Source organism: Streptomyces sp. NPDC001381 (assembly GCF_042895685.1).
Taxonomy (GTDB): domain Bacteria; phylum Actinomycetota; class Actinomycetes; order Streptomycetales; family Streptomycetaceae; genus Streptomyces.
Genome location: NZ_JBIAWO010000004.1, coordinates 171502 through 191286 on the forward strand (window position 1 = coordinate 171502; position 19785 = coordinate 191286).

The 19785-nt window shown below is 71.1% G+C and carries 19 protein-coding genes and 1 tRNA gene; 13 read left to right on the plus strand and 7 right to left on the minus strand.

What is annotated here, in order from left to right:
* The first annotated feature begins 112 nt into the window (after positions 1–112).
* From ACFY2L_RS19410 to ACFY2L_RS19445, 8 genes are all read left to right on the plus strand, one after another.
* The gene (locus ACFY2L_RS19410; RefSeq protein WP_390659860.1) at positions 113–856 is read left to right on the plus strand and encodes a YcnI family protein; all 744 of its coding nucleotides are present in this window, start codon (positions 113–115) and stop codon (positions 854–856) included.
* Between the two features lie 101 nt (positions 857–957).
* Positions 958–1611: an SCO family protein gene (locus ACFY2L_RS19415; RefSeq protein ID WP_390659859.1), complete on the plus strand. Its 654-nt coding sequence runs from the start codon at positions 958–960 to the stop codon at positions 1609–1611.
* A 23-nt stretch (positions 1612–1634) separates the two neighbouring features.
* A complete protein-coding gene (locus tag ACFY2L_RS19420) occupies positions 1635–2111 on the plus strand; it encodes a copper chaperone PCu(A)C (protein ID WP_390822906.1) in 477 nt (158 codons plus the stop codon).
* Positions 2112–2124: 13 nt separating this feature from the next.
* Positions 2125–4026, plus strand: coding sequence for a copper resistance CopC/CopD family protein (locus ACFY2L_RS19425; protein WP_390822907.1), 1902 nt, complete (start codon positions 2125–2127; stop codon positions 4024–4026).
* A gap of 8 nt (positions 4027–4034) precedes the next feature.
* Positions 4035–5327 (plus strand): iron uptake transporter deferrochelatase/peroxidase subunit, encoded by a 1293-nt coding sequence (gene efeB, locus ACFY2L_RS19430; RefSeq protein ID WP_390659856.1) that lies wholly within the window; start codon positions 4035–4037, stop codon positions 5325–5327.
* 213 nt (positions 5328–5540) lie between these two features.
* Positions 5541–6473, plus strand: a complete 933-nt coding sequence (gene pheA / locus ACFY2L_RS19435) for a prephenate dehydratase (RefSeq protein ID WP_390659855.1) — start codon at positions 5541–5543, stop codon at positions 6471–6473.
* Positions 6474–7036: 563 nt separating this feature from the next.
* Positions 7037–8314, plus strand: a complete 1278-nt coding sequence (gene serS / locus ACFY2L_RS19440) for a serine--tRNA ligase (protein ID WP_390659854.1) — start codon at positions 7037–7039, stop codon at positions 8312–8314.
* Positions 8311–9114 (plus strand): HAD family hydrolase, encoded by an 804-nt coding sequence (locus ACFY2L_RS19445; protein ID WP_390659853.1) that lies wholly within the window; start codon positions 8311–8313, stop codon positions 9112–9114. Before serS ends, ACFY2L_RS19445 begins: the two co-directional genes overlap by 4 nt.
* A 112-nt stretch (positions 9115–9226) precedes the next feature.
* Here the strand turns inward: ACFY2L_RS19445 and ACFY2L_RS19450 are convergent.
* From ACFY2L_RS19450 to ACFY2L_RS19475, 6 genes are all read right to left on the minus strand, one after another.
* Positions 9227–9313 (minus strand) — tRNA-Ser (locus ACFY2L_RS19450).
* 239 nt (positions 9314–9552) lie between these two features.
* Positions 9553–9795 (minus strand): hypothetical protein, encoded by a 243-nt coding sequence (locus tag ACFY2L_RS19455; protein WP_390659852.1) that lies wholly within the window; start codon positions 9793–9795, stop codon positions 9553–9555.
* Between the two features lie 93 nt (positions 9796–9888).
* Positions 9889–10608: an ABC transporter permease subunit gene (locus ACFY2L_RS19460; RefSeq protein WP_390822908.1), complete on the minus strand. Its 720-nt coding sequence runs from the start codon at positions 10606–10608 to the stop codon at positions 9889–9891.
* 10 nt (positions 10609–10618) lie between these two features.
* Positions 10619–11530: an ABC transporter ATP-binding protein gene (locus tag ACFY2L_RS19465; RefSeq protein ID WP_390659851.1), complete on the minus strand. Its 912-nt coding sequence runs from the start codon at positions 11528–11530 to the stop codon at positions 10619–10621.
* Positions 11527–12435, minus strand: coding sequence for an ABC transporter permease (locus ACFY2L_RS19470; RefSeq protein WP_390822909.1), 909 nt, complete (start codon positions 12433–12435; stop codon positions 11527–11529). The genes ACFY2L_RS19465 and ACFY2L_RS19470 overlap by 4 nt, the downstream gene beginning before the upstream one ends.
* Complete coding sequence (locus ACFY2L_RS19475) at positions 12425–13390, minus strand: ABC transporter ATP-binding protein (protein ID WP_390823195.1); 966 nt, start codon at positions 13388–13390, stop codon at positions 12425–12427. Before ACFY2L_RS19475 ends, ACFY2L_RS19470 begins: the two co-directional genes overlap by 11 nt.
* 262 nt (positions 13391–13652) lie before the next feature.
* Here ACFY2L_RS19475 and ACFY2L_RS19480 point away from each other — a divergent pair, with 262 nt between their 5' ends.
* The 5 genes from ACFY2L_RS19480 to ACFY2L_RS19500 all read left to right on the plus strand — a co-directional run bounded on the left by ACFY2L_RS19480 (position 13653) and on the right by ACFY2L_RS19500 (position 18563).
* Positions 13653–15413 carry an SDR family oxidoreductase gene (locus tag ACFY2L_RS19480; RefSeq protein WP_390659849.1) on the plus strand — a complete coding sequence of 587 codons (1761 nt, stop codon included), beginning with the start codon at positions 13653–13655 and terminating at the stop codon, positions 15411–15413.
* Positions 15414–15628: 215 nt separating this feature from the next.
* A complete protein-coding gene (locus ACFY2L_RS19485) occupies positions 15629–16177 on the plus strand; it encodes an RNA 2'-phosphotransferase (protein ID WP_390823196.1) in 549 nt (182 codons plus the stop codon).
* An 18-nt stretch (positions 16178–16195) separates the two neighbouring features.
* On the plus strand, positions 16196–16639 hold the full coding sequence (locus tag ACFY2L_RS19490; protein ID WP_390659848.1) for a hypothetical protein: 444 nt from the start codon (positions 16196–16198) through the stop codon (positions 16637–16639).
* 42 nt (positions 16640–16681) lie between these two features.
* Positions 16682–17584, plus strand: coding sequence for an LLM class flavin-dependent oxidoreductase (locus tag ACFY2L_RS19495; RefSeq protein ID WP_390822910.1), 903 nt, complete (start codon positions 16682–16684; stop codon positions 17582–17584).
* A gap of 91 nt (positions 17585–17675) precedes the next feature.
* Positions 17676–18563: a Cof-type HAD-IIB family hydrolase gene (locus ACFY2L_RS19500; RefSeq protein ID WP_390822911.1), complete on the plus strand. Its 888-nt coding sequence runs from the start codon at positions 17676–17678 to the stop codon at positions 18561–18563.
* Positions 18564–18645: 82 nt separating this feature from the next.
* On the opposite strand, the gene ACFY2L_RS19505 is transcribed toward ACFY2L_RS19500, so the two are convergent.
* Positions 18646–19701, minus strand: coding sequence for a peptidoglycan DD-metalloendopeptidase family protein (locus ACFY2L_RS19505; protein ID WP_390659845.1), 1056 nt, complete (start codon positions 19699–19701; stop codon positions 18646–18648).
* Positions 19702–19785 lie beyond the last annotated feature (84 nt).

Below are 19785 nucleotides of genomic sequence, written 5' to 3' on the forward strand. Positions count from 1 at the left end.
CGTGGCCGCCGTCGTGCGGCACGCGCGCGTGCGCCCGGCCCGCCGGTCTCCTCCGGCCCGCCGCGCACGCCTCCCACCGTCAGACCTCACTCGGAGTGGAGTGCTCCCTGCCATGAAGGCCTCTCGTATCGCCGCCGCCGTCGCCGTCGCCGGTTCCGCCGTCCTCGCGCTGTCCTCGCCCGCCCTGGCGCACGTCAGCGTGCAGCCGGACGGCACGGCCGCCAAGGGCGGGTACGCCCTCGTCAACTTCCGCGTCCCCAACGAGCGCGACGACGCCTCGACCACCAAGCTCGAGGTCACCTTCCCGACCGACCACCCGCTGGCCTCGGTGATGCCGGAGAAGATCGACGGCTGGAAGGCCACCGTCACCAAGAGCAAGCTCGACAAGCCGCTCGAGGTGCACGGCCGGAAGATCTCCGAAGCCGTCACCAAGGTCACCTGGACCGCCGACGGCAAGGGCATCGAGCCCGGCTACATCCAGCGGTTCCCGGTCTCCATGGGCGCGCTGCCCGAGGACGCCGACGAACTCGTCTTCAAGGCGGTCCAGACGTACTCCAACAAGGAGGTCGTGCGCTGGATCGAGGTGCAGGAGGACGGCGCGGAGGAGCCGGAGAACCCGGCGCCCGTGCTCGCCCTGGCCGACGCCTCCGAGGACGACCACCACGGCGGCGCGGCCGCCGAGGACGCCTCCGACGACGCCGAGGCCGCCGCCTCGACGACCGAGGCGGCCTCCGACTCCTCCGGCGGCACCGACACCACCGCCCGTGTCCTCGGCGTGGCCGGCATCGTCGTCGGCGCCGCGGGCGTGGCCTACGGCGTGCTCGCCGGCCGCCGCCGGACGACGTCCGACGCCTGACCCACCCCGCTCCGCCACCGCACGCACCGGGGCTCGTGCACCCGCACGGGCGCGCACGACCCCGGTGCGTGCCGGAGTTCACACATCTGGGACATTTCTCTATGCGCAAGAAGACGTTCGCCGCGGCCGCGCTGCTCGCCGCCGCCACCCTCACTCTCTCCGCGTGCGGCAGCGGGGACGGCGGCGACAGCTCCGTCGCCGCCGTCTCCGAGGAGAACGGCAAGAAGCAGGCCGCGACCGTGCTCGACCAGCCCTTCACCAAGCCGGACCTGGTCCTCACCGACACCCGCGGCGCCTCGTACGACCTCCGCAAGGAGACCAAGGGCCACCCCACGCTGGTCTACTTCGGCTACACCAACTGCCCGGACGTCTGCCCGCTGACGATGAACAACATCGCCGTCGCCAAGAAGCAGCTGTCCAAGGCGGACCAGGACGAGCTGCGCGTGGTGTTCGTCACCACCGACCCCGACCGGGACACCCCGGCCGCGCTCGGCAAGTGGCTCAAGGGCATCGACCCCCAGGTCGTCGGCCTCACCGGCGAGTTCGCCACCATCCAGGCCGCCGCCCGCACCCTCGGCATCTCGGTCGAGGCGCCGCACAAGGACAAGAACGGCAAGACCGTCTCGACCCACGGCACCCAGGTCATCGCCTTCTCCCCGAAGACCGACGGCGGCTACCTGCTGTACGGCGAGGGCGCCACGGTCGACGACTACACCAAGGACCTGCCGAAGATCATCAAGGGGCAGACCCCGTGACGTGCCGAGCAACGCACCACCCCGTGAAACCGGCGACCCGCGGCAGGCACCTCGCCGTGCCCGCCGCCGTGGCCACCGGGGCGCTGCTGCTGGCGGGCTGCGGTTCGGGCTCGGGCTCGGACGGCGAGGCGGAGCTGTCCGTCCGGTCCGCCTACATGCCGCAGCCGGTCTCGGACACCATGGCCGCGGGCTTCCTCACCGTCGTCAACAAGGGCGGCGCCAAGGACGAGCTCACCTCCGTCACCAGTGCCGCCGCGGGCAGCGTCACCCTCCACGAGACCGTCGGGTCCTCGATGGAGGAGGTCACCTCCCTCGACGTCCCCGCGCACGGTCAACTCGTGTTCAAGAGCGGTGGGAACCACCTGATGTTCGAGAAGCTGAAGAGCAGGCCGGTGCAGGGCGAGAAGGTGACCGTCGAACTGCACTTCGCCGAGTCCGGCCCAATCACGGTCGAGATCCCGGTGAAGTCCGCCACGTACACCCCGAAGACCGGCCACTGAGGGAGGGACCACCTTGACGCAGACCATCGCCCCCCGCGTCCGGATGCTCGTGCTGCTGATCCTGGCGGTCACCGCGGCGCTGCTCGCCGGTGCCGGACCGGCCTCCGCGCACGCCGCGCTGACCGGCAGCGACCCCGCGCAGGGGGTGGTGGTCGACAAGGCGCCCACCCAGGTGACGCTGACCTTCTCCGAGAGCGTCTCGCTGAACGACGACTCGCTGCGCGTCCTCGACCCCAAGGGCGCCCGCGTCGACAGCGGCAAGGCGTCCCACACGAGCGGCGCCTCGTACGCGGTGCGGCTGCGCTCGGGGCTGCCGGACGGCACGTACACCGTGACCTATCAGGTGGTGTCCGCCGACAGCCACCCCGTCGCCGGCGCCTACACCTTCTCCATCGGCTCCCCCTCCGAAACCAGCGTCTCGGTGTCCGACCAGGAGGCGGGCGGCGGCGTCGTCGGCGGGCTGTACGGCTTCGGCCGTTACGTGTCGTACGCCGGTTTCCTCGTGATGACGGGCGGGGCCGCCTTCGTGCTGGCCTGCTGGCAGCGCGGCACCGGGGTACGGGCGCTGCAGCGGCTGGTGGTCTCCGGCTGGCTCGCGATGACCGCGGCCACCCTGTTCCTGCTGCTCCTGCGCGGCTCCTACACCGGCTCCGGCACGTTCGGCGACGTCTTCGACCTGGGGCTGCTCGGGCAGGTGCTGCAGACCAAGACGGGCGCGGCCCTCGTCTCCCGGCTGCTGCTGCTCGCCGCGGCCGCCCTGTTCATCGCCGTCCTCTTCGGTGCCTACGACAAGCGGGAGGACGAGGAGAAGCGCGACCTGAGGTTCGGCCTCGCGGTCGGCGGAACCGTCGTGGCCGCCGGGCTCGCCGCGAGCTGGGCCATGGCCGAGCACGCCTCGACGGGGTTGCAGCCCGGCATCGCGATGCCTGTCGACGTCCTCCATCTGCTGGCGGTCGCCACCTGGCTGGGCGGCCTCACCGCGCTCCTCGTGGCCCTCTACCGGGCGCCCGCGGAGCGGCCCGTCGAGATCACCGCGGTCCACCGCTTCTCCCAGGTCGCCTTCGGCAGCGTCATCGTCCTGATCGCGACCGGCGTCTACCAGTCCTGGCGCCAGCTCGGCTCCTGGTCCGCCTTCACCGAGACCCGCTACGGGCAGCTGCTCCTCGTGAAGATCGGCCTGGTGGCCCTGCTCGTCGGCATCGCCTGGATCTCCCGGCGGTGGACGGCACGGCTGGCGGACACCGCGGTCGCCACGGAGGAGGCCGGGACGGAGCAGCCCGCCAAGGAGCATGTGGCCGCGGCCACGGGCGCCGGTGACGCGCACCGTGCCGCCCAGCTCGCCCGGCAGCGGGCCGCCGTCGACGCGGCCCGCGAGAAGCGGCTGCGGGACGGCGACCCGAACCGCTTCGGTCTGCGCCGCTCGGTGCTCGCCGAGGCCGGCGTCGCCGTCGTGCTCCTCGCCGTCACCACCTCCCTCACCTCGACCGAGCCCGGCCGTACGGAGCTGGAGGCCGCCAAGGCCGCCTCGGCGTCGTCCGCCTCCTCCCCGTCCTCCTCGTCGGACTCCGCCTCGGGCGCCCTGACCCTGGACATGTCCTTCGACACCGGCGGTGCCGACGGCAAGGGCGTCGTCAGCGTCGACCTCGACCCGGCCCGCACCGGCGCCAACGAGATGCACGTCTATGTGACCCGGCCCAACGGACGCGCCTTCGACGTCCCCGAGGTCAAGGTCGCCTTCACCCTCGACACCAAGGACATCGGGCCGTTGCCCGTCGTCCCCGACCACATCACCACCGGCCACTGGGCGGCGACCGGAGTGCAGATCCCCATGGCCGGCGAATGGAAGATCGCCGTGACCGTGCGGACCTCCGACATCGACCAGGTGACCGTCTCCAAGAACGCGCAGATCGGCTGAACCGCACCATGCCCGACCAGACCCTCCCCGAGGCCCCCACCCCCCGGTCCGCCTCTGCCGAGTCCCCTTCCGCCGAGGGCCCGACGCGTCTCACGCGACGCAAGCTGCTCGGCACCGCAGGTGCCACCGGGCTGGTGCTCGGGGCGGCGGGAGCGGCCGCCGGCTATGCGGCGGCGCCCGCGCAGGCGACCCCGCTGTCCTCGATCGGGGCGGGGCAGGTGCCGTTTCACGTGAAACATCAGCCCGGCATCACCCAGGGTCTCCAGGCCCGCGGGCACCTGGTGGCCTTCGACCTCGCGGCCGGCGCGGGCCGCAAGGAGGCCGCCGCGCTGCTGCGCCGCTGGTCGGAGACGGCCCGTCGGCTGATGGCGGGCGAGGCGGCCCCGAACGACGACACGGACGTCGCCCGGGACGCCGGGCCGTCCTCGCTGACGATCACCTTCGGCTTCGGCAACAGCTTCTTCGCCCGCACCGGCCTGGAGAAGCAGCGCCCGGTCGCCCTGGATCCGCTGCCGGACTTCTCCTCCGACCACCTCGACAGGGCCCGCAGCGACGGCGACCTGTGGGTGCAGATCGGTGCGGACGACGCCCTGGTCGCCTTCCATGCCCTGCGCGCGATCCAGAAGGACGCGGGCAGCGCGGCGAAGGTCCGCTGGCAGATGAACGGCTTCAACCGCACGCCGGGCGCCACCGCCCACCCCATGACGGCCCGCAATCTGATGGGTCAGATGGACGGCACCCGCAACCCCAAGCCGGCGGACTCCGACTTCGACGAGCGCATCTTCGTCCCGGCGAAGAGCACGAAGGACCCCGCCTGGATGGCGAACGGCTCCTACGCCGTCGTCCGCCGGATCCGCATGCTCCTCGACGACTGGGAGAAACTGTCGCTCACCGCGCAGGAGCAGGTGATCGGGCGCCGCAAGTCCAACGGGGCACCGCTGTCCGGAGGCGGTGAGACGACCGAGATGGACCTGGAGAAGACGGACGCGAACGGCGATCTGGTCGTCCCGATCAACGCGCACGCCCGCATCACCCGGCCCGACCAGAACGGCGGCGCGGCCATGCTGCGGCGGCCCTTCTCCTACCACGACGGCATCGACGCGGACGGCACTCCCGACGCGGGCCTGCTCTTCATCTGCTGGCAGGCGGATCCGCTGCGCGGCTTCGTCACCGTGCAGCGCAAGCTGGACCGCGGGGACGCCCTGTCGAAGTACATCCGCCACGAGTCCAGCGGCCTCTTCGCGGTGCCGGGCGGGGCGGCGGAGGGCGAGTACGTGGGGCAGGCGTTGCTGGAGGGATGAGCGGGAGGCCGCAGGGATGCGTGGGGAGAGTGCGGCGGGTGGGGCGCGCGGACGTGGCGCGGCAGGCAGGGTGCGCGGGCAGGAGCGTGTGATCGGGCCCTGCTCCTGCGGTCTGGTCCATCGCTTCCTTCCGGGGTTACGCGGATTCATTCCTGCGAGGGGCGCTCGTGAGACGCGGGGGCCCGGTCGCACAAGGGCCATTAGGGTGAGGTCATGCCAGCGAGCTATGCGTACCTCGGCCCCGAGGGCACCTTCACGGAGGTCGCCCTGCGCACGCTTCCGGAGACCGCCACCCGGCAGCTGATCCCCTATGTGTCCGTGCAGTCCGCGCTCGACGCGGTGCGCGGCGGCGAGGCCGAGGCCGCGTTCGTGCCGATCGAGAACTCCGTCGAGGGCGGCATCACCACCACCCTGGACGAACTGGTCGCCGGCCGGCCGCTGATGATCTACCGCGAGGTGCTGCTGTCGATCACCTTCGCGCTGCTGGTCCGGCCCGGCACGACCCTGTCGGACATCAAGACGGTCTCCGCGCATCCGGCCGCCCAGCCGCAGGTCCGCAACTGGCTGAAGGCCCATCTCCCCGACGCCGTCTGGGAGTCCGCCGCCTCGAACGCGGACGCCGCCCGCCTGGTCCAGGAGGGCCGCTACGACGCCGCCTTCGCGGGCGAGTTCGCCGCGGCCCGGTACGGCCTGGAGGCCCTGGAGACCGGGATCCACGACGCCGAGAACGCCCAGACCCGGTTCGTGCTGGTGGGCCGTCCCGCCCGGCCCGCGGCGCCGACCGGCGCGGACAAGACCTCGGTGGTGCTGTGGCAGCGCGACGACCACCCCGGCGGGCTGCGCGACCTGCTGGGCGAGTTCGCCACCCGGGGCATCAACCTCATGGTGCTGCAGTCCCGGCCGACCGGCGCCGGCATCGGCAACTACTGCTTCTGCATCGACGCCGAGGGCCACATCTCCGACCGAAGGGTGGCGGACGCGCTGATGGGGCTGAAGCGGATCTGCCGCGATGTGCGCTTCCTCGGCTCGTACCCGCGCGCCGACGCGACGGTGGCGGACGTCCCGGCTCCGCTGGCCGGGACCTCGGACGGGGAGTTCGTCGCGGCGGCGGACTGGGTGGCGCGCTGCCAGGACGGCCGGTTCTAGACCGCCTCCGGGTCCGGTCCGGACCTGTCCTACCTGCATATCTTCGTTATCCACAGGAGTTATCCACAGGTAGGCTTCTCGACCTGGGGACAAGTCGACAACAAAGGGTCGTCCGGTCGACAAATCGCCCTGGGGGACCCAGGCGCGCCCACAGCCGCGCTCCTCACCCTTCGTCCACCCGTTTCCTTCGATCAACCCTTTGGGGCGACCCATTTCCACTCGAAAGTGGAGGTGGAGCGGGTTTGAATCAGGAATTCCTCGCTCCGCGACCCGCCCTTGGAATGATCCATTCCGATGTCCACAGATCTTTCGCACACCCTGTGGATAACTCACTCGGGGTGTGGATCCCTGTGGACAACCGAGTTCCCAAGTCCCGCGCGACGCAAGGAAATCGAGTCAATGCGACGCCCGTCACATGCCCCGTCCCAGGGAGTGAGACACTTTTCCTTGACACGCTCGGCAATTCCCTCATAACGGAACGTAAGCCGCGATTCGGAGTGATCGGCGCGCGGTTCGGAATAGTGAGTCGTGAGCCGCAAGCGCGCACCGGTAGCCTTGACCGCGTGATTGACCTTCGCCTGCTCCGTGAGGACCCCGACCGTGTGCGCGCGTCCCAGCGCGCCCGTGGAGAGGACGTCGCGCTCGTCGACGCTCTCCTGTCTGCCGACGAGCGGCGCAGGTCGTCCGGCGTCCGCTTCGACGAGCTGCGCGCCGAGCAGAAGGCGCTCGGCAAGCTGATCCCCAAGGCCTCCGCCGACGAGAAGGCCGAGCTGCTCAAGCGAGCCGAGCAGCTCAAGGCCGACGTCAAGGCGGCCGACGCCGAAAGCAACGCGGCCGACGCCGAGACCCAGGAACTCCTCCTCCAACTCGGCAACCTCGTGCACCCGGACGTGCCCGTGGGCGGCGAGGAGGACTTCGTCACCCGCGAGACGCACGGCACCATCCGCGACTTCGCCGCCGAGGGCTTCGAGCCCAAGGACCACCTGGAGCTCGGCCAACTGCTCGGCGCGATCGACGTCGAGCGCGGGGCCAAGGTCTCCGGCTCCCGCTTCTACTTCCTGACCGGTGTCGGCGCCCTGCTGGAGCTGGCCCTGGTCAACGCGGCGATCGCCCAGGCCACGGCGGCCGGCTTCACCCCGATGCTCACCCCGGCCCTGGTCCGCCCCCAGTCGATGGCGGGCACCGGCTTCCTCGGCCAGGCGGCCCAGGACGTCTACCACCTCGACAAGGACGACCTCTACCTGGTCGGCACCTCCGAGGTCCCCCTCGCCGCGTACCACATGGACGAGATCATCGACGCGGACCGTCTGCCGCTGCGCTACGCCGGTTTCTCCCCGTGCTTCCGCCGCGAGGCCGGCTCGCACGGCAAGGACACCAAGGGCATCTTCCGCGTCCACCAGTTCGACAAGGTCGAGATGTTCTCCTACGTCTCCCCCGAGGACTCGGAGGCCGAGCACCAGCGCCTGCTGGAGTGGGAGAAGCAGTGGCTGACCTCCCTGGAGCTGCCGTTCCGCGTGATCGACGTCGCCACCGGTGACCTCGGCGCCTCGGCCGCCCGCAAGTTCGACTGCGAGGCGTGGATCCCGACGCAGGGCAAGTACCGCGAGCTGACCTCGACCTCGGACTGCACGGAGTTCCAGTCCCGCCGGCTGTCGATCCGCGTCCGCGAGGGCAAGCAGGTCCGCCCGCTGGCCACGCTCAACGGCACGCTCTGCGCCGTCCCGCGCACGATCGTGGCGATCCTCGAGAACCACCAGCAGGCCGACGGTTCCGTGCGCGTGCCCGAGGTGCTGCGCCCGTACCTCGGCGGCCGGGAGGTCCTGGAGCCCGTCGCCAAGTGAGTACCGGCTTTCCGTACAAGCTGATCGCGACCGACCTCGACGGGACGCTGTTGCGTTCCGACGAGTCGGTCTCGCAGCGCACCCGTGACGCGCTCGCCGCCGCCACCGCGGCGGGCGCGGCGCACATCGTCGTCACGGGCCGCGGGGTCCCCTGGACCCGCCACATCCTCGACGACCTCGGCTACGACGGCCTCGCCGTCTGCGGCCAGGGCGCCCAGGTCTACGACGCCGGCGCGCACCGCCTGCTGACGTCGGTGACCCTGGACCGGCAGCTGGCCGGGGTGGCCCTCGCGAAGATCGAGGCGGAGGTCGGCCCGCTGTACCTGGCGGCGAGCCGGGACGGCCTGGACGGCGACGTGCTGGTCGGCCCCGGCTACGCGGTCACCGGCAGACTGCCCTCGACCCCCTTCACGGACGCGTCCGACCTGTGGGCGGCACCGCTGAGCAAGATCTACATACAGCATCCGACGCTGACGGACGACGAGCTCGCGGAAGCCTCCCACCGGACCGCGGGCGGCTTCGTCACCGTCGCGATGGCCGGCGAGGGCATCGTGGAGCTCCTCCCGCTGGGCCTCTCCAAGGCCACGGGACTCTCCCTGGCGGCCCGCCGCCTGGGGGTGAAGGCCGCGGAGACGATCGCCTTCGGCGACATGCCCAACGACATCCCGATGTTCGCCTGGGCGTCCCGGGGCGTGGCCATGGCCAACGCCCACGAGCAGCTGAAGGCGGTCGCGGACGAGGTGACGTCCTCCAACGAGGAGGACGGGATCGCGGTGGTGGTGGAGCGACTGCTGGGCTAGGGATCGCCGCAGGCGATCCCGGGGCGCGGGGAACCGCATGACCGGCCAGGACGTTCCCGCATCCCTGCGGCTGCCTGGTCGGTCACGTCCCAGTCCCAGTGACAACGTCTCGCGGAGGATGCACGGATCGAACGTGCGCGAGGTGTGACCCCCGACCACGGTTTAGCAAACCGGTGCCTTACCACTCGGCCAATCCTCCGGGTGGGCGGCCCACGCGAGAGCGACATCGCGTGCTCGAAGCGGCCGCCCCGGGCAGCTCCCCGTGCGACACAGGCTCCACGGAGGGGTAACTACTCCGAAGCCCGCCGCCGGCTGCCCTGTCGGGAGCTGGACGTACTGCCGTGCATGGACATCGCCCCGCTCCTCTCCCCGTTCGTGGTGGACGACAACCACTCTGCCCGGCGCACGAGTTGGGCGCCACCGAATAAAACAGCCGTGCTAACGGCGGCGCCATCTGCGGCGGCGGGCCTTGCTGAAGAACCATCCGGCGGGCGGCTCGTCGGAGCGCCAGGGCTGGGGCTCGGGCTCCTCCGCCCGCCAGCGTGCGGCGAGCATCCGGGCCCGGGCGGACGGCTCCGACGCCTCGGCGGCCCGGATGAACTCCTCGTCCAGGACGAGGTCTTCCCAGACCTCGTCCCCGGGGCGTCCGGTGCCGTCGCTGACCGGTATGTCGTCCGCCATCCCCGTCCTCCCTGGCCGTATCCGCTTCGCCCAGTGTGCCCGGAGGGGGATGAAGTCCCCGTCAAGAACGGTCCGCCCTCCGGGAAGGCCTGCCTACTCCTCGCCCGCCAGCGTCAGCGACCGCAGCTTCTGTCCCGCGTACCAGGTGGCGAGGACGGTCACCGCGACCAGGAACACCGTCGCCGTCGTCAGTCCGACGTCCGAGGTGACCAGATCCCCGCCGGCCACCTTGTGGGCGACGGCCAGCGACCACTGCTGGACGCTGAGGGTGCGCGCGCCCGGCACCAGGGAACCGAACAGGGCCTCCCAGACGAGGGCGTAGACGAGGCCGAAGACCACCGCGTGCCGCGACACCGTGCCCAGCAGCAGGAACAGCGCCGCGTAGGCGATGGAGGAGACCAGCGCCGCGACCGTGTAGGCCACCGCGATCTGCTGGCCGTTGCCGTTGAGGATGAACCCGGCGATCAGGGTCGGCAGGGCCGAGAACACCATCGTCACCGCTATCGCGACGATCAGCTTGGTGAAGATGATCGTCGGCCGCTTCAACGGCTTGGACAGCAGATAGACCACGGAGCCGTCGTCGATCTCCGGGCCGATCGCGCCGGTGCCGGCGATGACGCCGATGATCGGCACCATCGTGGCCAGGGCGAGCCCGCCCAGCAGGTCGGACGCGGTCTGGTCGTCGGCGCCGGCCAGGGCGCGCACGACCAGGGAGATCACGATCAGCAGCAGGGGCAGGGCGCCCAGAATGAGGGCCCGCCGCCGGCCGAGCAGGGCCCGGTAGGTGAGCCGGGCGACTGTGGGGTCGTACATCATGGGCCTCCTACGCCGCGACCAGGTACGAGAACACGGACTCGAGGGACTCGTCGGACGGCGAGACCGTCAGCAGCCGGATGCCGTGGTCCTTGGCGACCCTCGGCAGCAGCGTCGTGAAGCGGCCGAAGTCGACGGCCTGGATGCGCAACGCGCCCTCGGCCAGGTCGACTTCGATGCCGGCGGTGGACGGGTCGGCGATCAGCGCTGCCGCGAGGGCGCGGTCGTCGCTGGAGCGCACCAGATAGCGGTGCGGACGGTCGGTCATCAGCCGGCGGATCTTGCGGAAGTCACCGCTGGCCGCGTGCCGTCCGGCGACCACGACCTCGATGTGCCAGGCGAGCTGTTCGACCTCTTCGAGGATGTGGGAGGAGAACAGCACGGTGCGGCCCTCGTCGCCCATACGCCGCAGCAGGTCCATGAGCTGCATGCGCTGGCGCGGGTCCATGCCGTTGAAGGGCTCGTCCAGCAGGAGCAGCGACGGCTCGTGCACGAGGGCGCTGGCCATCTTCACGCGCTGGCGCATGCCCTTGGAGTAGGTCGCGATCTTGCGGTCCTGCGCGTACTCCATCTCGACCGTGGCCAGCGCGCGTTGGGCGGCCTTGTCGCCCAGGCCGTGCAACTCGGCGTTGGCGACGACGAACTCGCGGCCGGTGAGGAAGTCGTACATCGCCTCGCGCTCGGGGACGATGCCGATGTGCCGGTAGATCGCCTCGTTGCGCCAGACGGGCTGTCCGTCGAGCGTGACCGTGCCGGTGGAGGGGGCCAGGAAGCCGCCCATCATGTTGATGAGGGTCGACTTCCCGGCGCCGTTGGGGCCGAGCAGGCCGGTGACCCCGGGGCCGATGGTCATGGTGATGTCGTTGACGGCGACCACGTTGCCGAACCAGCGGGAGACGTGGTCGATGCTGAGCGTGGTCACAGGCCCACCTTCCGGTAGCGGCGCGTCAGGAGGCCGTAGCAGGCCGCGATCAGACCGAGGGCGACGAGGACGTAGACGACGCCCTCACTGGTGGACGGGCCTATGGCCCCCGGGAAGGCGGAGCTCGCGCCGAGGAACGCGGACTGCACGCCGTCGATGAGCGTGACCGGTGAGAACAGGCCGATCCAGGGGATCGCGCCGGTGCTGTCCTGCGCCTCGGCGATGGCCTGGAGCGTGGAGACGGCGCCGTAGGAGATGGTCAGGACGGCGATGACGGCCGCGATGCCGAAGCCCCGGCGGGGGGTGACCGAGGCAATGACCAGGCCGATGCCGGCGAAGAGCAGCGAGAGCAGTGCCACGGAGACGAGTCCCTGCGCGAATCCCTTGGTCTGGTCGGCGAAGTCGAGCTTGGCCAGCAGCGCGCCGATGTAGAGCACCAGCAGGGGGGCGGCGGTGAGGATGAACAGCGCCGAGGCCAGCGCCGCGTACTTGGCGCGTACGTAGTCCGCGGTCTCGATGGGCCGCGAGAAGTACAGCGGGACCGTCTTGAAGCGCAGGTCGCGGGAGACGGACTGGGGCGCCTGCGAGGCGACGTAGAGGCTGATGACGGCCTGCATGACGATCGCGTAGCGCGTGTAGTCCAGGGGGAGTTCCTTGGCCTTCGTGGCGACCGCGACGGCGACCATGATGGCCGCGGGCACGCACATCACCACGAACAGCAGCATGGGCAGCACCTTGGACTTCACCGAGCGGCCGAGGCCGTAGGCGCCGCGCAGGGACTGCGAGTACAGGGAGCGGCGGGCGTAGGAGCGGCCCAGGCGGGGGCCGTCGTAGCTGCGGTAGCCGATGTTGTGGATGCGGGTCTGGTCCCCCGAGGGGGTGGTGACGGGGTGCTCAACCGCCATGGCCGACGGCCTCCTTCCTTGTCGTGTCGCTGTCCTTGAAGACCTCGGAGATGTGGTGTCTGCGCTGTTCCATGCGGACCAGGCCGAGGCCGAGGTCGGCGACCACGTCCCGGACGACGTCGTAGGTGTCCTCGCCCTGGGCGGTCAGCAGCAGGATGTGGCCGGCGCCCGGCAGGCCGCCGCCGGAGTCCAGGACCTCCACACCGCGCGCGTGGAGCGCCTCGCGGACCGCGAGGGTGCCGTCCGGGTGGTCGTCGGTGTCGGTGACCTCGATCGCCAGGGTGGTCGTGGTCTGGGTGAAGTCGGTGGTGGAGCTGGAGCGCAGGAGCTTGCCGCCGTCGACCACCACGACGTGGTCGCAGGTGCGCTCCAGTTCGCCCAGGAGATGGGAGGTGACCAGGACCGAGATGCCGAAGTCGGTGTGGATGCGGCGGATCAGGCCGAGCATCTCGTCACGGCCGACCGGGTCGAGGCCGTTGGTCGGCTCGTCGAGGAAGACCAGTTGCGGGTCGTGCACCAGCGCCTGGGCGAGCTTGACGCGCTGCTTCATGCCGGTGGAGTAGCCGCCCATGGGGCGGTAGCGCTCCTCGTACAGCCCGACATGGCGCAGGGTGTCCGCGGTGCGCTCGCGCGCGGCGGTGGGCGGCAGGCCGGACATGCGGGCCATGTGCACGACGAACTCGGTGGCCGAGACGTCGGGCGGCAGGCAGTCGTGTTCCGGCATGTAGCCCACCCGCTCGCGGATGGCGGCGCCCTTGGTGGCCACGTCGAGGCCGAGCACCTCGGCGCGGCCCTCGGTGGCGGGCGAGAGACCCAGCAGGATCTTGATGAGCGTGGACTTGCCGGCGCCGTTGGCACCGACGAGTCCTGTCACACCGGGTCCGATGTCCACGGACAGCCGGTCGAGAGCGGTCACCCGGGGGAACCGCTTGCTCAGGCTTTCGGTCGCGATCACAGTCACAGCGTCGAATGTAGTGACGCACGCCACGGAATGCGTCAGACCTCAGAGCCGTCTTCGCGTCAGACCTCAGATGTACGGGTCCGGAGGGGATCCCCTGCCTGAGAGCTACCTGAGAGCCCCGCCCCGGGGACACCCGCCCTATTGACGCTTCCTCTAACAAGTGCCAGATTCTGCGGGGTCACGTTACGGACACGTACCGGAGTCGGCTCGTGCCGCTTCGGATGGACGCCGGAGTGCGGCGCTGGGCGGAGGGGAAGTGACGGTGCTGAAGGGCGCGCGCGAGCGGCGGGTGCGGACCGGCGGGATCGAGCTGTGCGTGGCCGAGCTGGGGGACCCCGGGCGGCCGACGGTCGTGCTGGTGCACGGCTACCCGGACAGCAAGGAGGTGTGGTCCGAGGTCGCGGCCCGGCTGGCCGACCGGTTCCACGTGGTGTTGTACGACGTCCGCGGCCACGGCTGTTCCACGGCGCCGAAGCCGCTGCGCGGCGGGTTCACCCTGGAGAAGCTCACGGACGACTTCCTGGCGGTCGTGGACGCGGTCAGCCCGGACCGGCCGGTGCACCTGGTGGGGCACGACTGGGGTTCGGTGCAGTCCTGGGAGTTCGTGACCGTCGAGCGGACCAGGGGGCGGATCGCGTCCTTCACGTCGATGTCCGGGCCGTCCCTCGACCACTTCGGCCACTGGATCGACAAGCGTCTGGCCAGGCCCACTCCGCGCGGGGTCGGTCAACTCCTCGGCCAGGGAGCCAAGTCCTGGTACGTGTACTTGCTGCACACACCCGCGCTGCCCGAACTCGCCTGGCGCGGACCGCTCGGCAAGCGCTGGGCCGGACTTCTGCGGCGGGTCGAGAAGGTGCCGGGCGACGACTACCCGACGCCGTCGCTGCCGTCGGACGCGGCCAACGGCGCCTGGCTGTACCGGGACAACGTACGGACCCGGCTGCGCCACCCGCGCCCCGACGCGCACGCGCACGTTCCCGTGCAGCTCGTCACGCCTCTGGGCGACATGTTCCTGTCGGAGCGGCTCTACGACGAACTGGAGCGGTGGGCACCACGGTTGACCCGGCGCACGCTTCGCGCGAAGCACTGGGTCCCGCGTACACGTCCCGACCTGATCGCCACCTGGATCACCGAGTTCGTCACGTCGGTCGAGTCCGGCGGGGAGCCGCACCGGCAGGCCACCGGACGGCACTCCGACCGTTTCGGCGGGCAGTTGGTACTGGTCACGGGTGCGGGCAGCGGCATCGGGCGGGCCACGGCGCTCGCGTTCGCCGAGGCGGGGGCGCGGATCGTCGCCGTCGACCGGGACGCGGAGAGCGCCGCCCGCACGGCCGAGCGGGCCCTGCTGCTCGGCGCCCCGGAGGCCTGGGCGGAGACCGTCGACGTCTCCGTGGAACGGGAGATGGAGGAACTGGCGGCCAAGGTCCATGCCGAGTACGGGGTGTTGGACGTCCTGGTGAACAACGCCGGTATCGGGCTGTCGGGTTCGTTCTTCGACACCACGGCCGACGACTGGCGCAGGGTCCTGGACGTCAACCTGTGGGGAGTCATCCACGGGTGCCGCCTCTTCGGCCGGCGGATGGCCGAGCGAGGGCAGGGCGGCCATATCGTCAACACCGCCTCCGCTGCGGCGTTTCAGCCGTCCCGGGTGCTGCCCGCCTACAGCACGTCCAAGGCAGCCGTGCTGATGCTGAGCGAGTGCCTGCGCGCCGAACTGGCCGGACAGGACATCGGAGTCACGGCGGTCTGCCCCGGACTGGTGAACACGAACATCACCGCCACGGCGTCCTTCGTGGGCGTCGACGCGGCGGAGGAGGAGCGTCGGCAGAAGCGCTCCGCTCGCGCGTACCGGCTGCGCAACTACCCACCGGAGAAGGTCGCGGACGCGATTCTGCGTGCCGTGGTCCGCAACGAGGCGGTGGTCCCGGTGACACCGGAGGCGCGGGGAGCCCATGCTCTGTCTCGTTTCGCGCCCGGGGTGTTGAGGGGTGTCGCACGGTTGAAGCCGCCGTTGTAGAGGAACTTGGACCGCGCCCTCTGAAGTGAGCTGCCATCAGGTGCCGTTGCGGAAAGAGCTCCAGCAGAGGCCCAGTTGTCCACAGAACCTCCAACTCCCCTGTGGATAACTTTGGTTGCTTGTGGATCAAACCTCGGGGGCAAAAGAACATGCGTGATCCACGTCTCTCCCGCCATCCTGAAGGGATGAGCAAGAAGGACACGCATGACATGAGCATGGACGAGAGACGGACCGTGAAGGTGTCGAAGTACCTCTCGAAGCACCTGCGCCATCAGCCCGAGCGCATCGGCCTCACCCTCGACGAGGCCGGCTGGGTCGAGATCGACGAGCTGATGGCTGCGTGCGCCGCGCACGGCTTCCCCTTCACCCGCGACGAGCTCGACCACGTCGTCGCCGCCAACGACAAGAAGCGCTTCGCGATCGAGGGCACCCGGATCCGCGCCAGCCAGGGCCACAGCATCGAGGTCGACCTCGGGCTGCCCCCGGCCACGCCTCCGCCGTACCTCTACCACGGGACCGTGGCCCGCTACCTGGACGCGATCCGCGACGAGGGGCTACGGCCCATGAACCGGCACGACGTGCACCTCTCGCCCGACCGCGAGACCGCGACCCGGGTCGGAGCCCGACGGGGCCGGCCCGTCGTCCTCTCCGTGGACGCCGGCGCCATGCACCGGGACGGCCATGTCTTCCACGTCAGCGCCAACGGGGTGTGGCTGACGAAGGCCGTACCGCCGCAGTACGTGCGGTTCCCCGAGCAGCACTGACCCTGCATGATCAGTGGTATGGACCATTTCCCCACCACCGAGGCCGCCGTCGCCGCCCTCCGCTCGATCGCCGGCACCTACGCCCTCGAGATCGAGGTCACTCACGACATCGGCGCCGACCAGACCTCCCGCCGCACCACCGCGGGCGTCGGCGTCACCACCGACCCGGACGGCTCGCTGCCCCACGAGGCCCATGTCGAGCTGGGCGGTCGTCCCGACGTGAGCGTGCGGCTCTACCCGGACGGCGACGCCCTGATCACCGTCGACGGCGTCGCATGCCCCGACGTGGACCGGGACGACGTCCCCGCCTTCCTCCGCGCCCTCTACGAGGGCCACGCCTGGGTCAAGACGCGCCGCTTCCCGCCGAGCGCCATCCTGCTGGTGCCACTGCCGGGTGACCGGGTGCACAAGGAGTTCATCCCGGTCGGCCTCAGTCCGTGGCTGGCCGGCCGCGTACGGTGACGGTTTCACGTGAAACACGGTCGGCCGCATACGCTCGATGACATGAGTCTGCGCCTGAGCACCGTGATCCTCCCGTACCGACGCTGGAACGAGGGGGGCCGTTCGGCGTGGACGCGAGCCGAGCAGCTCGGGTTCCACACCGGTTACACCTACGACCACCTGTCCTGGCGCACCTTCCGCGACGGGCCCTGGTTCGGCGCGATCCCCACGCTCACCGCCGCCGCGGCCGTCACCGACCGACTGCGCCTGGGCACGCTGGTGACCTCGCCGAACTTCCGGCACCCGGTGACCCTCGCCAAGGACCTGATCTCCCTGGACGACGTGTCCGGCGGCCGGGTGACTCTCGGCATCGGCGCGGGCGGCACCGGCTTCGACGCCACCGCCCTCGGCCAGGAGCCGTGGACCCCGCGCGAGCGGGCCGACCGGTTCGCCGAGTTCGTGCCGCTGCTCGACCGGCTGCTCACGGAGGACTCCGTTTCCTACGAGGGCGACTACTACTCGGCGCACGAGGCGCGCAACATCCCCGGCTGCGTCCAGCGCCCCCGGCTGCCCTTCGCCGTCGCGGCAACCGGACCGCGCGGGCTGCGCCTCGCGGCCCGCCACGGCCAGGCGTGGGTGACCACCGGAGACCCCAAGCTGTACGAGAACGGCACCCCGGAGCAGTCGGTTCAGGCCATTCGCGGTCAGATCGAGAAGCTCGCCGACGCCTGCGCGGCCCAGGACCGGGACGTGAAGGAGCTGGACAAGATCCTGCTCACCGGATTCACCCCGGACCGAGGCCGCCCCCTGGAGTCCCTGGCCGCCTTCGTCGACTTCGCGGGCCGGCACCAGGAGCTCGGCTTCACGGAGCTGGTGCTCCACTGGCCCATCCCCGACTCCGACTTCGCGGCGGACCAGAAGGTCTTCGAGCAGATCGCCATGGAGGCGCCGGCCCAACTCGGCTGAAGCCGACGGCCGTGCGCGGGACTCCGGGACCGGCCGTCCCAGCCGCACCGGTGACTCATGTGTGCGGACACCCGCACGGCCGTGCGGGCATATGCGCGAGAATGGCCGGGTGACCTCAGCGACTAGACAGCCCGAGACCCCGGCCCCCGCTCTCCCGCCGCGGCTGATCGCCACCGACCTCGACGGCACTCTGCTGCGCGACGACAAGTCGGTGTCCCCGCGCACGGTCGCCGCCCTGGCGGCCGCCGAGGAGGCGGGCATCGAGGTCTTCTTCGTCACCGGCCGCCCGGCCCGCTGGATGGACGTGGTGAGCGAACACGTCCACGGGCACGGGCTGGCGATCTGCGGCAACGGCGCCGCCGTCGTGGACCTCCACGGCGGCCCCGGCACCCACCGTTTCGTGAAGGTGCGCGAACTGGAGCGGGACAACGCGCTGGACGCCGTACGGCTGCTGCGCGGCGCGGCGCCCGGCACGATGTACGCGATCGAGCAGACGTACGGCTTCTACCAGGAGCCGGCGTACCCGAAGATGCACATGGAGGTCCCCGACGACCTCGCGCCCGCCGAGGACCTGCTGGCACCGGAGGGCCCCGGTTCCACCGAGCCCGTGCTGAAGATCCTCGCGTTCCACCCGACGCTCGACCCCGACGCCTTCCTCACCCTGGCGCGCCTCGCCATCGGCGACCGCGCCAACGTCACCCGGTCCAGCCCCAGCGCCCTGCTGGAGATCAGCGGCCCGGACGTCTCCAAGGCCAGCACCCTCGCCCTGTGCTGCGCCGAGCGCGGCATCTCGCACGAGGAGGTCGTCGCGTTCGGCGACATGCCCAACGACGTCGAGATGCTGACCTGGGCGGGCCGGTCGTACGCCATGGGCAACGCCCACCCGGACGTGATCGCGGCGGCCTCGGGGCAGACGGTCGCCAACAACGAGGACGGGGTCGCCGTCGTCATCGAGCAACTGATCGCCGAACGGCGGTAGTCGCCCAGGGCGTGTCCCGAGCGGCGGCAGTCACCCGGGGGAGGTCCCGCGGGGCAGGTCCCCCGTTTCCCGCGAGCGGACGCTAGGCAACGGGCACCCCGCGAGCCGCCAGCCAGGGCACCGGATCGACCCCCGAGCCCAGCTGAGGGGTGACCCGCGCCTCGAAGTGCAGGTGGGGGCCGGTGGAGTTGCCGGACGTGCCCGACTGTCCGATCCACTGACCGGCCGTCACGCTCTCGCCCTGGTCGACCATGACGGCGGCGAGATGGGCGTACTGGGTGTAGTAGCCGTCGGCGTGCCGGAGCACGATCTCGATGCCGAACGCGCCCCCGCACGACACCCGCACCACACGCCCCGCCCCGACCGCCCGCACGGGCGTCCCGATCGGCACCGCGAAGTCCTGCCCGGTGTGCCGGTTCGCCCAGCGCTCACCGCCGCTGCCGAAGCCCGCGGACAGGGTGTACGTCTCGACGGGGGCGACCCACTCGCCGGCGCCCTGCGGGGGCGGCTGGTCGAGCCGCACGGCGCCACGGCAGGCGCCCGCCGCCACCGAGGCGTCCGCCCGGCCCTGCAACTGCCACCGCGCCTGTTCGAGCTTGTCCTCGATGCCCTTCTTCAGGGCGGCGAGCTCGGCGGTGCGCCGCTCGACCGCCCGCCAGGCCTCGACAGCCTTCGCCTCGTCGCCGGCCAGCCGTTCCTCGGCCCGGCGGCTCTTGTCCATGGCGTTGTCGACGGCCAGATTCGCCTGGGAGAACATGTGCTGACCGCGCATCAGCCGGTCCGGATCACCCGCCAGCAGCATCTGCGCGGCGACCGGCAGCCCACCCCCGCCGCGGTACTGGGCCCGGGCGATACGCCCGAGTTCCTCGCGCAGCACGGCGATCTCCCGCCGTTCCCGGACCAGCAGTCCCTCCAGCCGCCGGACCTCGCCCTGCTTCGCCTCCGCCTCGCGCCGCCCCGCCTCGTACCGCTGGGTGGCCGCGGCCGCGTCGTCGTAGAGCCGCGCCACCTGCGTGCTGAGCCCGGAGTCGGAGCCGTCGCCGGGGTCTCCGTCGGCGGCCGTGGGGCGGGCCACGAGCACGGCGGCCCCGCACAGCAGAACCGCGACGAGCCTGGGGCGACGCAGAAGTGAGCGCATGTCAGCGATCGTGACCCGTCGAAGCGGTTCCGGTCCTGTTGTGGTCGTACGCCCGGGGGACGCCTCGCCCCTGATGGCTCAACG

What these genes read in the sequence shown, in the direction of transcription:
- ACFY2L_RS19485 (WP_390823196.1), top strand. Translation starts at nt 15,629, where the DNA reads ATGGACGAGAGACGGACCGTGAAGGTGTCGAAGTACCTCTCGAAGCAC.
- ACFY2L_RS19460 (WP_390822908.1), bottom strand. Translation starts at nt 10,608, where the DNA reads ATGTACGACCCCACAGTCGCCCGGCTCACCTACCGGGCCCTGCTCGGC.
- efeB (WP_390659856.1), top strand. Translation starts at nt 4,035, where the DNA reads ATGCCCGACCAGACCCTCCCCGAGGCCCCCACCCCCCGGTCCGCCTCT.
- ACFY2L_RS19490 (WP_390659848.1), top strand. Translation starts at nt 16,196, where the DNA reads ATGGACCATTTCCCCACCACCGAGGCCGCCGTCGCCGCCCTCCGCTCG.
- ACFY2L_RS19495 (WP_390822910.1), top strand. Translation starts at nt 16,682, where the DNA reads ATGAGTCTGCGCCTGAGCACCGTGATCCTCCCGTACCGACGCTGGAAC.
- ACFY2L_RS19410 (WP_390659860.1), top strand. Translation starts at nt 113, where the DNA reads ATGAAGGCCTCTCGTATCGCCGCCGCCGTCGCCGTCGCCGGTTCCGCC.
- pheA (WP_390659855.1), top strand. Translation starts at nt 5,541, where the DNA reads ATGCCAGCGAGCTATGCGTACCTCGGCCCCGAGGGCACCTTCACGGAG.
- ACFY2L_RS19505 (WP_390659845.1), bottom strand. Translation starts at nt 19,701, where the DNA reads ATGCGCTCACTTCTGCGTCGCCCCAGGCTCGTCGCGGTTCTGCTGTGC.
- ACFY2L_RS19470 (WP_390822909.1), bottom strand. Translation starts at nt 12,435, where the DNA reads ATGGCGGTTGAGCACCCCGTCACCACCCCCTCGGGGGACCAGACCCGC.
- ACFY2L_RS19415 (WP_390659859.1), top strand. Translation starts at nt 958, where the DNA reads ATGCGCAAGAAGACGTTCGCCGCGGCCGCGCTGCTCGCCGCCGCCACC.
- ACFY2L_RS19500 (WP_390822911.1), top strand. Translation starts at nt 17,676, where the DNA reads ATGCGCGAGAATGGCCGGGTGACCTCAGCGACTAGACAGCCCGAGACC.
- ACFY2L_RS19455 (WP_390659852.1), bottom strand. Translation starts at nt 9,795, where the DNA reads ATGGCGGACGACATACCGGTCAGCGACGGCACCGGACGCCCCGGGGAC.